Origin of the sequence: Gordonia alkaliphila (assembly GCF_023017165.1) — a bacterium.
Taxonomy (GTDB): Bacteria; Actinomycetota; Actinomycetes; order Mycobacteriales; family Mycobacteriaceae; genus Gordonia; species Gordonia alkaliphila.
In genome coordinates this window covers 2,890,288-2,904,429 of the sequence record NZ_JALKBW010000001.1, presented here as the reverse complement: position 1 = coordinate 2,904,429, position 14,142 = coordinate 2,890,288, and the positions used below count along the sequence as shown (strand labels likewise).

Annotated in this window: 12 protein-coding genes; 6 read left to right on the top strand and 6 right to left on the bottom strand. The window is 70.2% G+C overall.

Annotated elements, in window-relative coordinates:
• Positions 1–13: 13 nt before the first annotated feature.
• The gene (gene mqo / locus MUG78_RS13160) at positions 14–1,525 is read right to left on the bottom strand and encodes a malate dehydrogenase (quinone) (RefSeq protein WP_246995475.1); all 1,512 of its coding nucleotides are present in this window, start codon (positions 1,523–1,525) and stop codon (positions 14–16) included.
• A gap of 235 nt (positions 1,526–1,760) precedes the next feature.
• On the opposite strand from mqo, the gene MUG78_RS13155 reads away from it, so the two are divergent.
• Both MUG78_RS13155 and MUG78_RS13150 read left to right on the top strand, forming a co-directional pair.
• Positions 1,761–2,756, top strand: a complete 996-nt coding sequence (locus MUG78_RS13155) for an alpha/beta hydrolase (protein WP_246997032.1) — start codon at positions 1,761–1,763, stop codon at positions 2,754–2,756.
• On the top strand, positions 2,753–4,156 hold the full coding sequence (locus MUG78_RS13150; protein WP_246995473.1) for a mycothione reductase: 1,404 nt from the start codon (positions 2,753–2,755) through the stop codon (positions 4,154–4,156). Before MUG78_RS13155 ends, MUG78_RS13150 begins: the two co-directional genes overlap by 4 nt.
• 20 nt (positions 4,157–4,176) lie before the next feature.
• On the opposite strand, the gene MUG78_RS13145 is transcribed toward MUG78_RS13150, so the two are convergent.
• Positions 4,177–5,004, bottom strand: a complete 828-nt coding sequence (locus MUG78_RS13145; protein ID WP_246995471.1) for an alpha/beta fold hydrolase — start codon at positions 5,002–5,004, stop codon at positions 4,177–4,179.
• A gap of 65 nt (positions 5,005–5,069) precedes the next feature.
• Between MUG78_RS13145 and MUG78_RS13140 the strand changes: the two genes are divergently transcribed.
• Complete coding sequence (locus MUG78_RS13140) at positions 5,070–6,449, top strand: serine/threonine-protein kinase (protein ID WP_246995469.1); 1,380 nt, start codon at positions 5,070–5,072, stop codon at positions 6,447–6,449.
• Here MUG78_RS13140 and MUG78_RS13135 read toward each other — a convergent pair.
• A complete protein-coding gene (locus MUG78_RS13135) occupies positions 6,446–7,516 on the bottom strand; it encodes a flavin-containing monooxygenase (protein WP_246995467.1) in 1,071 nt (356 codons plus the stop codon). The genes MUG78_RS13140 and MUG78_RS13135 overlap by 4 nt on opposite strands.
• 13 nt (positions 7,517–7,529) lie before the next feature.
• On the bottom strand, positions 7,530–8,393 hold the full coding sequence (gene map / locus MUG78_RS13130) for a type I methionyl aminopeptidase (protein WP_246995465.1): 864 nt from the start codon (positions 8,391–8,393) through the stop codon (positions 7,530–7,532).
• Positions 8,394–8,499: 106 nt separating this feature from the next.
• On the opposite strand from map, the gene MUG78_RS13125 reads away from it, so the two are divergent.
• The 3 genes from MUG78_RS13125 to MUG78_RS13115 are packed head-to-tail and all read left to right on the top strand — an operon-like array spanning position 8,500 to position 11,361.
• On the top strand, positions 8,500–9,486 hold the full coding sequence (locus tag MUG78_RS13125) for a heme/hemin ABC transporter substrate-binding protein (RefSeq protein ID WP_246995463.1): 987 nt from the start codon (positions 8,500–8,502) through the stop codon (positions 9,484–9,486).
• Between the two features lie 11 nt (positions 9,487–9,497).
• The gene (locus MUG78_RS13120; protein ID WP_372493291.1) at positions 9,498–10,571 is read left to right on the top strand and encodes a FecCD family ABC transporter permease; all 1,074 of its coding nucleotides are present in this window, start codon (positions 9,498–9,500) and stop codon (positions 10,569–10,571) included.
• Between the two features lie 4 nt (positions 10,572–10,575).
• Complete coding sequence (locus MUG78_RS13115) at positions 10,576–11,361, top strand: heme ABC transporter ATP-binding protein (protein ID WP_372493232.1); 786 nt, start codon at positions 10,576–10,578, stop codon at positions 11,359–11,361.
• A gap of 3 nt (positions 11,362–11,364) precedes the next feature.
• Here MUG78_RS13115 and MUG78_RS13110 read toward each other — a convergent pair whose 3' ends face one another.
• Together MUG78_RS13110 and MUG78_RS13105 are read right to left on the bottom strand one after the other, a co-directional pair.
• A complete protein-coding gene (locus tag MUG78_RS13110) occupies positions 11,365–12,195 on the bottom strand; it encodes a hypothetical protein (protein WP_246995461.1) in 831 nt (276 codons plus the stop codon).
• A 76-nt stretch (positions 12,196–12,271) separates the two neighbouring features.
• Positions 12,272–14,074, bottom strand: coding sequence for a penicillin-binding transpeptidase domain-containing protein (locus tag MUG78_RS13105; protein ID WP_246995459.1), 1,803 nt, complete (start codon positions 14,072–14,074; stop codon positions 12,272–12,274).
• Positions 14,075–14,142: the final 68 nt, after the last annotated feature.

Here is a 14,142-nt window from a genome sequence, read left to right as displayed (position 1 = left end):
CCCGCCCGCTGGATCAGTCCGTCTGTTCCGGTGCCGCGTGCCGCCCGCCCCGACCGGTCAGCTCGAGGCTGCGGTTGGTCCAGTCCCACATCTGGCGGAAGAGCGCCGGATTGTCGTTGAGCTTCTGGCCGTACGACGGGATCATCTCGGTGAGCTTGCCCTGCCAGCCGTCGAACCGGTCGCCGAAGCACTGCTGCAGCACCGAGATCATCGCGGGCACGGCGGTCGACGCGCCCGGGGAGGCGCCGAGCAGGCCGGCGATGGTGCCGTCGCCCGCAGCCACCACCGCGGTACCGAACTCCAGGTTGCCCTTGGCGCCCTGGCCGCGGATCACCTGGACGCGCTGGCCGGCGGTGATCATCTCCCAGTCGCCGCCGGTGGCCTCCGGCACGAACTCGGACAGCGTCTTGACGCGGTCGGCCGGGCTGGCGGCCAGCTCACCGATCAGGTACTTGAGCAGGCCGAACTCCTTCGGCGCGATCGACATCATCGGCAGCAGGTTGCCCGGCTTCACCGACTTCGGCAGGTCCATGATGCCGCCGGTCTTGAGGAACTTGGGCGACCAGCCGGCGTACGGGCCGAACAGCAGACCCTTCTGATGGTTGATCACGCGGGTGTCCAGGTGCGGCACCGACATCGGCGGCGCACCGACGGCGGCCTGGCCGTAGACCTTGGCCGAGTGCTCGGCGATGAGATCGGGGTTGGTGCAGCGGAAGAACTCGCCGCTGACCGGGAACCCGCCGAAGCCCTTGGCCTCGGGGATGCCCGACTTCTGCAGCAGATGCAGCGCACCGCCGCCGGCGCCGACGAAGACGAACTTGGCTTCGACGCGGAAGGTCTCACCGCTGCGGGTGTTGCGGACCTTGACGACCCAGCTGCCGTCGCTCTGCTGCGTCAGATTCCGGACGTCGTGCCCGAAGTACAGGGACGCGTCGCGCCCGACGAAGTTGAGCAGCTGCTGCGTCAGCGCGCCGAAGTCGACGTCGGTGCCCTCGGTGTACCAGTTGAGGGCGACCGGATCGGAGTAGTCGCGACCCTTGGCCATCAGCGGCAGCCGGTCGGCGAAGGTCGCCTCGTCGGTGATGTACTCCATGGCTTCGAACAGCGTGTGACCGGCCAGGGCGGCGTGGCGCTTGCCCAGGTAGTCGACGCCGCTGTCGCCGTGTGCGAAGGCGACGTGCGGGATGGGGTTGATGAACTCGTCGGGCGCGCCGAGCACGCCGTTGTCGACGCCGTGCGCCCAGAACTGGCGCGACTGCTGGAACTGCTCGTTGATGTTGAGGGCCTTGGTGATGTCGATCTGACCGTCGGCGCCCATCGGCGTGTAGTTCAGCTCGCACAGCGCCGAGTGACCGGTGCCGGCGTTGTTCCACGGATCGCTGCTCTCGGCGGCGGCCGCATCCAGGCGCTCGAAGAGGCTGATGGACCAGCTCGGCTCCAACTGGCGCAGCAGGGCTCCGAGCGTCGCGCTCATGATGCCTGCTCCGACCAGCGCTACGTCTGTCCTGATCACCTTCTGCGCCACGAAATGCTCACTTCCTCCACCGCCCGACCGCTTCGTCCGGGTTCGCTCCTCGGTATTCTCCACCATGAGCACCATCTCGCTCGAATCGGCAGTGCAATTGTGGGATGCATGACACGCCGAACGACCCTGGCGCACGCCCCTAACTAGTGTGTAGGCCGTGAGCGTTACCGATTCCTCCCGCACCGAGGGGCCCGCGCATCATTGGCGCCCCGACCAGTTCCTGGACCAGTACGAGATGCTGACCCTGCCCCTTGGGCCGGATCCCGACGGCGAAGACCCGATCAGCGCGACGCTGGTCCGTCAGTCCGGCACCGTCCCGGCCCCGAACGGCGCGGTGCTGTATGTGCACGGCTTCACCGACTACTTCTTCCAGACCGAGCTCGCCGAGTTCTTCGCCGACCGCGGATACGCCTTCTACGCGCTAGACCTGCGCAAGTGCGGGCGATCGTTGACCGCGCACCACACCCCGCACTACGTCTCCGACCTCGCGGTCTACGACGAGGAACTCGACGCGTCGCTGGACATCGTCACCGGGGAGCTCGCCGAGGCGGGCGGACCCGACCGGGTGGTCGTCGTCGGCCATTCCACCGGCGGCCTGGTGACGCCGCTGTGGCTGGACCGGCTGCGTCGCACCAACCCGGCCCGGCATGCGCAGGTCAGCGGCCTGGTCCTCAACAGCCCCTGGCTCGATCTGCAGGGCGAGGCCGTGCTGCGCACCGGTGCCGCCGCCCGCGCACTGTCGGTCCTGGGGCGCCTGCGCGGCACCGCTCCGGTTCCCCGCGAACTGTCCGCTTCCTACGGCGAGAGCCTGCACGAGTCGGCCCACGGCGAATGGTCCTACGACCTCGAACGCAAGCCGCTGGGCGGCTTCGGCCCGCGTTTCGGCTGGCTCAGCGCGGTCCGCAAGGGCCACCTCGCTGTGCACGCCGGTATCGACGTCGGCGTCCCGGTGCTGTCGCTGCGGTCGGACAAGACCCGCTTCCGGAAGAACTACGACGTCGCCGTCGATACCGCCGACTGCGTGCTCGACGTGAACCACATCGCTCGCTGGTCGCCGTTCCTGGGCCGCCACGTGCTGTCGGTGGCGATCGAAGACGCCCGGCACGACGTGTTCCTGTCCCTGCGGGATCCGCGCGAGCATGCCTACGCCGTGGTCGGCGATTGGCTGGCCGCCCACATCGACCGGCCCGCCCAGATCGACCACACCGCCGACGTGGAGGCGGCCCGATGAGCGCACCGCAGCTGGTCGACCTCGCGATCATCGGTTCCGGCAGCGGCAACTCGCTGCCCGACGACCGGTTCGCGCAGACCTCCATCGCGATCTTCGAGGAGAGCATCTACGGCGGGACCTGCCTGAACGTGGGCTGTATCCCGACCAAGATGTTCGTCTACGCTGCCGACGTCGCCGAAGCGATCGCCGGCGCCGGCACCTACAACCTCGACACCGCACCCGCCACCGTCCGGTGGCCCGACATCGTCGACCGCGTGTTCGGACGCATCGACCCGATCTCCGCGGGCGGCAAGCGCTACCGCATCGAGGACTGCGACAACATCACCGTCTACTCCTCGCACGTGCTCTTCGACGGCCGCGACGCCGAGGCCGGTCGGTACCGCCTGGTCACCGCGGACGGCGACGTGGTGCTGGCCACCGAGGTGGTCATCGCCGCCGGCGCCCGCCCGCAGATCCCGGACGTGATCGCCGAGTCGGGGGTGCGCTACTACACCAACGACGACGTGATGCGGCTGCCGGAACTGCCCGGCACCATGGCGATCCTGGGCAGCGGCTACATCGCGAGCGAGTTCGCCCACGTCTTCGCCGGTCTCGGCACGCAGGTGTCGATCATCGCGCGCGGACCGCGACTCCTGCGCAAGCTCGACACCGAGCTGAGCACCCGGTTCACCGAGGTCGTCAGCGAGCAGTGGGACGTCCGGCTCAACACCGACATCGCCGCCGCCGCCTCGCTGCCCGGCGGCGGCGTGCGCCTGGTCTGCAAGGACGGCTCACATCTCGACGTCGACGTCCTGCTGGTGGCCACCGGCCGCACGCCCAACGGCGACCGGCTGGCCCTGGACACCATCGGCCTGGAACTGACCGACGACGGCCGGGTGTCGACCGACGAACACGGCCGCACCGCCGCGCGGGGCGTCTGGGCGCTGGGCGACGTGTCGTCGCCGTATCAGCTCAAGCACGTCGCCAATCAGGAACAGCGCGTGGTGCAGGCCAATCTGCTCAAGGGCTGGGACGGCGAGAACCTGGACACCTTCGCGCACCAGTACGTGCCCGCCGCCGTCTTCACCCGCCCCCAGGTGGCCACGGTCGGTCTCACCCAGGATCAGGCGGTCGCCGCCGGATACGACATCACGGTGAAGGTGCAGGCCTACGGCGACGTCGCCTACGGCTGGGCGATGGAAGACACCGTCGGCTTCTGCAAGGTGATCGCCGACCGCAACACCGGGCTGCTGCTCGGGGTGCACATCCTGGGCGCGCAGGCGTCGTCGATCATTCAGCCTGCCATTCAGGCGATGTCCTTCGGGCTGGGCGCGGCGGACATGGCCCGGGGCCAGTACTGGATCCATCCGGCGCTGCCCGAGGTCCTGGAGAACGCCCTCCTCGGACTCGAACTGGACTGACCGTCAGCCCCGGCTGACCGTCAGAATTGGGCCGACCGCAGCGCGATCTCGCTGGCCACCGCCTCCGGGGTGCGCTGCGGCACCCAATGATCGACGCCGGCCAGTTCCGAGAATCGGAAGTCGGAGTAGACGAAACGGCCGCTCATCTCGGCCTGCTCCCGGCCCAGCGCGGCGTCGGCGTCGCTCCACAGCATGGTGGTGGGCACCTCCACCGGCGGGCAGGCCAGCGTCTTCGCGATGTCGCCGGTGAAGTTGGCGCGATACCAGTTCAGCGGTCCGCGCAGCCCGTCCGGGGCCAGGATCGGGCCCAGTTCGTCGGCGTGCACACCCGCGCGCCGCAGCATCACGCCGTTGCGCGCGGACAGCACCGCCTCGGCGCCGTCGGCCACGAAGTTCTTGATGTAGGCCGAGCGGGTGCGCTGATCGTCGCCCTCGGCGAGCGCCGCGGCCATCGCCGACGGATGCCCGGTGCTGATCGCCACCAGACCGGTGAAGTGCTCGGGATGTTTGGCGGCCAGATGCCAGGCGACGATGCCGCCCCAGTCGTGTCCGACGAGCATCGAGTAGGCGATGTTCAGGTGTCCGAGGACCCCGAGCACGTCGTCGACCAGCGTGTCCAAGCGATAGTCCTCGACCGCCTCCGGTCGGGCGCCCGGGCTGTAACCGCGCTGGTCGATGGTCAGGGTGCGCAGCCCGGCGTCGTGCACGCGCGGCAGCACCGCGTCGTAGCAACTCGAGTTCACCGGAAAGCCGTGGAGCAGCACCACCCACGGGCCCCGGGGCGGGCCGCTGCGGTGTACGTCGAAAACCAGTCCGTCGTGCTCTACCTTCAGATGTTCCGATTCCACGACAGCCAGCTTAGGGGGTCACCGATATCATCAGCCTCGTTCACGCCGAAGCAGGAGGAAAGTAGATGACCGGTCCGGTGCCCGGCCGCGCCTTCGCCGGCTACGACGTGCAGTCCGAGCTCGGCCGAGGCGGCATGGGGAGAGTGTTCCTCGTGGTCAACCCGCACCTCGGCCGCCGCGAGGCCCTCAAGGTGCTCAACCTCGATGCCGACGGCGACTTCGCCGCCCGGTTCGCCGCGGAGGCCCGCACCATCGCCTCGCTCGACCATCCCGGCATCGTCACCGTCTACCACCACGGCATCACCGACGACCGCCCCTGGTTCACCATGCAGTACCTGCAGGGCCGCGACCTGTCCGGCATCGGCCGCCTCCCGGTGCCGCAGGTGGCCGAGATCGCCCGGCAGGCCGGCGAAGCCCTCGACTACGCGCACGCCCGCGGCGTGGTGCACCGCGACGTCAAGCCGGGCAACCTGATGGTGACGCGCCGCCCCGACGGCGAGATCGATCGGGTCACCGTCCTCGACTTCGGCATCGCCCGACTCGCCGGGGCGACGTCGCTGACCGCGGCCGGCTCGTTCGTCGGCACCCTCGCCTACGCGGCCCCGGAGACCGCGGGCCCGCACGGCAGCGGTCCGGCCGCCGACCAGTACTCGCTGGCATGCACCGCCTACGAGTTGCTCACCGGGCGCCCGCCGTACGCCGGCCAGTCCCCCGCGGCCCTGTTGCACGCCCACCTGCACGGGGAACCGCCGTCGATCAGCGCCGCCGACCCCGCCCTCGCCTACCTCGACGAGGTCTTCGCCCGCGCGCTGGCGAAGGATCCGGCCCAGCGGTATCCGTCGTGCCGCGAGTTCGCCGCCGCCCTGGCCGGGCACGGACGGCCGACGCGGCGGCACACGCGCGTCGGGCCGGTCCCCGGCCTCACCGAGCCGCCGCTCCCGCCGGCGCCGCCGGCGGCCTCGTCCCGTCGTTCCACCGCGACGCTGGCGCTGTCGGCGCTCACCATCGTGATCGGACTCGGGGTCATCATCGCCGCGATCGTGCTGGCCACGCGCGACGACGGCGGCGGCGACCCGCCCGCCGCCGCGACCAGTACCGTGCGCGTCACGCCCAGCACCAGCGCGGCGCCCAGCGAGGTCTGGGGTCTGGTGGTGAGTCCGGAGGGCCGGGTCGTCCGGTTCAAGAACTACGACAGCACCTCGGCACTGCTGGCGGCGGCGGCCACCCACGGCTACGACGATTCCTGGGGCCACGTCACCTTCACGTCCGGCTGCGCGGCCGTCGCGCACGCCACCGGGACCTCGGCCACCGATTTCGGCTACTACGCCGCCGCAGGCGAGACCCGGGCGCAGGCATCGCAGTCGGCGGTGACCCGGTCCGAGCAGGCCACCGGCCGCACCAGCGCCGCCGTCTCCACCCTCTGCGTCGGCGACGAACTCTCCTAGAGCCTGCGGGCCACCTCGCGGGCGGCACCGCGACCGGCCCGATTGGCACCGACTGTGGAGGCCGACGGGCCGAAACCGATGAGGTGCACGCGCGGCTCGTCGCGCACGCGCGTGCCGTCGACCGCGATGCCGCCGAGTTCGTTGCGCAACCCCAGCGGGTCCAGGTGTTTCAGGTCGGCGCGGTAGCCGGTGGCCCACAGCACCGTGTCGAGCGCGGTGAACGAGCCGTCGGCCTCCCGTACGCCGCCGGGTTCGAGTGCGGTGAACATGGGGCGGCGATCCAGCGCGCCGCGACCGGCGGCGTCGATCGCGTACGGCGTCCACAGCAGCCCGGTGTAACTCACCACGCTGGAGAGCGGCCGGCCGGCGACGACGTCGGCGGTCACCTTGGCGATGGTCTCCCGCCCCTCCACCTCGGGGCGGAAGTCGCCGTCGAGGAAGACCGGCTCGCGGCGGGTGTACCAGTGCACCGTGGCGACCCGCGAGATCTCCGCCAGTTGCTGCAGCGCCGAGATCCCGCCGCCCACCACGCCCACCTGCTGCCCGGTGAACGCGTCGGCGTCGACGTAGTCCCGCGAGTGCAGCTGGCGACCGAGGAAGCGGTCGTGCCCGGGGTACTCGGGCAGCACCGGATTGTTGAAGGTGCCGGTGGCGTTGATGATCGCGCGCGCCGTCCACGTGCCCGCGGACGTCTCGACCCGGAGATCACCGTCGTGATCGTCGTCGACGCGGCGCACCGCGGTGACCGTGACCGGCCGCCGGATCGGTAGCTCGCTGTGGGCTTCGAAGTCGGCGAAGTAGCGGGGCACCGCATCCCGGCTGGGCTCGCACGGGTCGATCGGCGGTTTCGGGAAGTCCGGCAGATCGAAGATGCCGTTCACCGTCGACATCCGCAGACTCTCCCACCGGTGCCGCCACGCCCCGCCGGGACCGCTGCCGGCGTCGAGGATCGCGAACGTCGGCTCGCCGGTACCGGTGCCGACGGGAACGAACCCGCGTCGGGCGAGATGGAAACCCGCCGACAGCCCGGCCTGTCCGGCCCCGATGACGACGACATCGACCTTCACCGCGGCGCGCACCTCACGCGTCGGGCAGGGTGAGGATCTCCGAGCCGGTGTCGGTGACGACCAGGGTGTGCTCGAACTGCGCCGTCCACTTGCGGTCGGTGGTCACCACGGTCCAGTCGTCGTCCCACTGCTCCCAGTCCAGACCGCCCAGATTGATCATCGGCTCGATGGTGAAGACCATGCCCGGCTCGAGGATCGTGTCGACGTCGGGCTGGTCGTAGTGCAGCACGATCATGCCGTTGTGGAACGTCTCACCGATGCCGTGCCCGGTGAAGTCACGCACCACCTGGTAGCCGAAACGATGAGCGTAGGCCTCGATCACGCGGCCCACGACGTTGAGTTCGCGGCCCGGGCGAACCGCCTTGATCGCCCGTTCGGTGGCGATGCGGGTGCGTTCCACCAGGTCCCGGTGCTCGGTGGACACGTCGCCCGCCAAGAAGGTCGCGTTGGTGTCGCCGTGCGCGCCGTCGAGGTACGCGGTCACGTCGATGTTCACGATGTCCCCGTCCTCGATCACCGTGGAGTCGGGGATGCCGTGGCAGATCACCTCGTTGAGTGAGGTGCAACACGATTTCGGGAAGCCCTTGTAACCCAGCGTCGACGGGTAGGCGCCGTGGTCGATCAGGTACTCGTGCACGATCCGGTCGAGCGCATCGGTGGTGACGCCGGGGGCCACCGCGCGACCGGCCTCGGCCAACGCGTTCGCCGCGATCTTGCCAGCTACCCGAACCTTTTCGATGGTCTCCGGGGTCTGCACCCACGGCTCACTGCCCTCTTGAACGGTCGCCTTCCAGGCGTACTCGGGACGGGCGATGGCGGAGGGCACCGACAGTGTCGGGGCGACGACTCCGGGCTGCAGAGGGGCACGAACGGTCATGTCAACCCATTCTACGGGTCGGTACAAAGGGTAGGTAAGGTAGTCCTAAACCACCGGCTGCTTCATTCCGGCCGCTGGATCTGCCGCCCGCCCAAAGGAATCCCCCGTGCCGTCTGCTCGTCGCCCCCTGCTGGGAATCTTCCTCGCCGTGGTCGTCGCACTCGTTGCAGGCTGTACGACGGCGCCGCTGAACGTCGAGGACCGCTCCGCACCGACCACCGCGCACCTGAAGGACGGCCCGCAGGTGGTGACCTTGCCGAGCGACGATCCGGTGCCGGTGGAGACCGATCCCGCCTTCGCTCCGCGCGCCGAGCGCATCATCGCCCTCGACCGCAACGGCACCCTCGGCGCCATCGTGTACGCACTCGGCCTGGGCCCGAACCTCGTCGGCCGCGACCGCTCCACCACCTTCCCGTCGGTCCACCACCTGCCGGTGGTGACCGACCCGGGGCACGCGATCAACGTCGAACGCGTGCTAGCGCAGAAGCCCACCATCATCCTCGCCGGCACCGACGCCAACCCGAAGGGCGTGCTCGGCCAGCTACGCGCCACGCAGGCGGACGTGGTGTCCTTCACCGAGGAGCGCAGTGTGGCCGCCACCCCCGCGCTGATCCGCGACGTGGCCGCCGCCCTCGGCGCGGAGGCGGCAGGCGAGAAACTGGTGCGCCGCACGCAGGAGCAGATCGCGACCGCCGAACGGTCGCTGCCCGATCCCACCGGCGATCCCAGCATCGGTTTCCTCTACATCCGGGGCGAGCGCTTGATCCTGCTGGCCGGCCCCGACTCCGGAGCCGACGACCTGATCGAAGCGCTCGGCGGCCGGGACGCGGGTACCGAGGCCGGCCTGACCGCCCCCTTCACCACGGTCAGCTCGGAATCGCTCATGCGCGCCGACCCCGACGTGATCCTGGTGATGACGCAGGGCGCGGACACCGTCGGCGGTATCGACAAGGTGGCCGAACTGCCCGCCATCGCGGGCACCCGCGCCGGCCGCGCCCGCCGCATCATCGCCATGGACGAGACCCAGTTACTGGCCTTCGGTCCGGATACCGGTCTGGTTCTGCAAGCGCTCGGAAAGGCCATCTACCAGTGACCGATACGGCGATCCGCAACCGGCAGCGCGCCCGGCGGCAAGCCGCTCTGCGTGCGCCGACCGGCTGGAGTCGCGCCGCCTGGGTGCTGGCCGCCACCCTGCTTCTGCTGGTCGTCGTCGTCGTGATCTCGGCGGGCACCGGACAGATCCGCATCGCCCCGAGCGAGGTGCTCGGCTCCATCGCCCACCACTGGCATCTGAACATCGGCCCCCTACCCAGCCAGCAGGGCGAGGACGCACTGTGGGTGTCCCGCTTCCCGCGCATCGTGCTGGGCATTCTGGTGGGCGCAGCGCTCGGCGCCGGCGGCTGCCTGCTCCAGGGCATGCTGGCCAACCCGCTCGCCGAGCCGGGCATCATCGGCGTCTCCTCGGGTGCCGCGGTCGGCGCCTGCCTAGTTTTCGTGCTCGGCGGCAGCGACACCAACGGCTGGGCGGTGGCCGGCGCCGCCGCACTGTTCGGCCTGTTCACCACGTTCGCGGTGTACGTCCTGTCGATGCGCGACGGCGGCACCTCGACGGTGATGATCGTCCTCACCGGTATCGCCGTGAACGCCTTCGCGCTCGGCATCATCGCCTACCTGACGTCAATCGCCTCCACCGCGACCCGCGAGCAGATCGTCTTCTGGCAGCTCGGCTCGTTGGCCGGGGCCGTCACCTGGGGACAGGTGCAGGTGGTGGCACCGCTGGTGATCGCCGCGATCGCCGCGTCGATGGTCCTGGTGAACAAGCTCGACCTGCTCGCCCTGGGCGATGTCCAGGCCGCCGCACTCGGCGTGAACGTGGAGCTGGTGCGACGCCAGGTGATCGTCCTGGTGGCGATCCTGACCGCGGGCGCGGTGGCCTTCACCGGCATCGTGATGTTCGTAGGTCTGATCGTGCCCCACGTGATGCGGCTGCTGGTCGGTCCGCGCCATCGCGTCCTGCTGCCTGCGTCCGTGCTCGGCGGGGCGCTCGCGATCGCCGCCGCCGACCTGGCGGCCCGCACCATGACCGCCGGCGAACTGCCGCTGGGCATGCTGACCTCGCTGATCGGCGGTCCCGTGTTCTTCATCCTGCTGCGTCGTACCTCGAAGGCCGGGTGGTGAGATCGTGTCCGCCACCGGCCTCTCGCTGACCGCCCGCGACATCCACATCGACCTCGGCGGCCGACCCGTCCTGCACGGAGTCACCCTCGCCGCTGCGCCCGCGCAGATCACCGCGCTCGTGGGCCCCAACGGCTGCGGTAAGTCGACGCTGCTGTCGATCCTGTCCGGGGTCCGCACCCCGAAATCGGGTCGTGTGCTGCTGGATCAGCGCGACCTCGCCGACATCCCCACGCGCGAACTGGCGCGCCACCGCGCGCTGGTGACCCAGCTCAATCGGACCGACACCCCGTTCACGGTCCGTGAAGTAGTACAACTCGGGCGCTACCCGTGGCTGCGCAGCCCGGAGGCCGCGCACTCGGAAGAACTGATCGACGCCGCCATCGCGGCGTGCGAGATCGGCGATCTGGTCGACCGACCGTTCCCCCAGCTGTCCGGCGGCCAGCAGGCACGAGTGTCACTGGCGCGTGCGCTGGCGCAGGACACTCCGATCCTGCTGCTCGACGAACCGACCGCCGCGCTCGACATCGGGCACACCGAACATGTGCTCCGGATTCTGCGCGAACGCGCGGCGGCAGGCACCACGGTGGTGCTGGTGGTGCACGACCTGTCGTTGGCGGCGGCCTACGCCGACCACGTCGCGGTGATGAAGGGCGGCCGTATCCTGGCCGACGGCACCGTGGACGAGGTGATGACGGCGGAGCTGCTGAGCACCACCTACGATCACCCCGTCACGGTGGCCCGACATCCCGAGTCCGGCGAGCTCATCGTCTCGCCGGACCGGTCTGCGTAGTTCTCAGGCGTTCTTACGCACGAGCGTCAGGGCGTACCCGCCCGCGGCCACCAGGCCCACACCGGCCACCAGGGTGAACCACAGACCGAAACTAGATCCGGCGTCGACTTCCGCCGCCAGGCCCGGCATGGCGTCCTCCAGGTCACCGGCCATGCTCGCGATGTCGATGATGTCGTACAGCGAGATGGCCGCGATGATCACACCGGTGACGATGGAGCCGACTGCCGCCACCATCTTCAGCACCGGTACCTGGGCTGCGGCGAACAGCGCACCGAGCGCCAGACCGGCGGCGATGAGGCCCAGAATCAGCGTGAAGATGCCGTCGTCACCGTCCAGGCCGCTGACCGTCTCGCTCTGGCTCGCGGACTGCCCGAACATGCTGGAGCTGACCGACACCGTGGCCCACGGCAGGAACGCGCAGATGAACGCCAGCAATCCGAAGCCCACCGAAGCCCAGTAGGCGGGTGCCGCGGCTCCCGACATCAGGCCGACACCGGCCGCTCCGCCCGCCGCCGGCATCGGCGACTGGCCGAATGCCTGCGGCTGCCCGAAGCCGGGCTGCTGACCGTAACCCGGCTGCTGCGGCGGCTGCTGGCCGAAACCGGGCTGCTGCGGCGGCTGCTGACCGTAACCGGGCTGCTGGCCGTAGCCGGGCTGCTGCGGCGGCTGCTGACCGTACCCCGGCTGCTGACCGTAGCCGGGCTGCTGGGGCTGCTGGGGCTGGGGCTGCTGCTGACCGTAACCGGGCTGCTGCTGACCGTAGCCTGGTTGCTGCTGGCCGCCAGGCTGCTCTCCCCCGGGCTGCTGTCCCCCGTACGGATTCGGTCCACTCATGCGTGTCGTCCTCTCGTCGACGCACCGGCGGTCGGCCCGTCGGTGTCGTTGCGAAAACAATAACCTGAGAGCCTTCTCAGCGACCGGGAGGCAGCAGCGAGAAGAAGTCGCGCGTCACGTTGACGGCGTTGGTGGAGTCGCCGCCGAGCACGATCAGGGTGGCGAAGGCCAGATCACCGCGGTATCCGGCGAACCAGGCGTGCGACCCGCCGGCCACCTCGGCTTCACCGGTCTTGCCGTACACGGCGCCGACGCCGCCGATCGAGGTCGCGGTGCCTTCGGTGACCACCGCCCGCATCATGGGGCGCAGCGCTGCGTAGACCTCCGGATTCAGCTCCGGACGCGGACCCACCACCTTCGTGTCGCGACCGTTGATCAGCACCGGCACCGGAGCCTTGCCGGTGGCGGCCGTCGCCGCCACGATCGCCATACCCATCGGCGTGGAGAGCACGGTGCCCTGGCCGAAGCCGTCTTCGGCGCGCAGCACCAGATCCGGCTCGATCGGGACCGACCCGGCGGCCGAGTCGATACCGGCGATGTCGTAGTGGGCGCCCAGCCCCATGGCCGCCGCGGCATGCGCCAGGTCCGACGGCCCCATCCGCGCGGCCAAGTCCGCGAAACTGGTGTTGCACGAGTTCGCGAAGGCGCGCTGCAGCGGCACCGGTCCCAGCGAGAAGCCGTTGTAGTTGGGGATCAGACGCGGCCCGATCTGAATTTCGCCGGGGCACGGCACGATCGAGGTGGGCGTCACCATGTCGGCGCTCATCGCCGCCGCGGAGGTGACCATCTTGAACGTCGAACCGGGCGGATAGGTGCCCATGGTGGCCAGCAGTCCTCCGCGGTCGGCAGCTGGGTTCTGCGCGATCGCCAGCAGTTTGCCGGTGGAGGCCTGCAGCACCACCATCATCGCCTGCCGCCCGACGACGTTCACCGCACGCTGCGCGGCGTCCTGCACCGACCGCGACAGCGTCAGGGCGACGGCGGGCGCCGGTACCGCCGGATGGTCTTCCAGTACGTCGGCCACCAGCCCGTTGGGGTTGAGCACCGAGATCCGCCAGCCCGATTCGCCGCCCATGTCGTCGGCGACGCGGGTCCGGACCTGATCGAGCACCGCGGTCGCGAAGCCGGGCGCCCGGTTCACCAGTACCGCCTGATCCTGGGTCACCACTCCCGGGACGGCGAGCTGATCGCGCAGGCGATCGAAGTCGGCACTCGGGATGGTCCCGAGCGGCAGCGGCTCGGCGCTGGCCGTCGCCTTCTCGGCGAGGCCTTGCACGGTGAGCCCCGGAATCAACGGTCCCAGGACGGTGACCAGCCGTGCTGCGGAGTCGACCACCGAACCCTGCGCCGCGGCCTCGCCGGCGTCGAAACTGATCGCGACCACCGTGCCGGTGCCCATCACTTCGCTGCCGTCGGCCTCGTTGACCGCGGCCCGCGGCGGCGCGAACGTCGACAGCGCCAGCCGTTGGTCGGCACCGAGGGCGGGATGCACATCGGTCGACGCCCAGCGCACCGACCAGCCCGCGTCGCTGCGGCTCATGGTCACCGTCGCCGGGTAGGTCCACTCGCGTTTGCCGGGCAGCGTCCACGTGTAGGTCACGTCGACGTCGGCGATGTCCTGGTCCATCCGCACCCGGCCGATGCGCGCGCTCATCCCCTCGGCTTCCAGGCCCGCCCAGGCGGCACTCAGCACCGGCTCCGCACGCCCGGGCGCGGTGGTCCGGGCGGCGGCCGCGGCGAAGTCCTGGGCGGCGAAATCGCGCAGGAAGTCCTGCGCGATGCGGCGCGGGCCGTCGTCCTCGGAGCTGCAGGCGACGAGAGCGCCGACCAGCGCCAGGATGAGCGCGACCGCAACGGTCCGCAGTTTCAGATGAGCCATCGCCGCCGATCCTAGTGTCCCGTGTTGGAAATTGGTGAATGGTTCCCGCGAGTCAGATGGGCGGATGG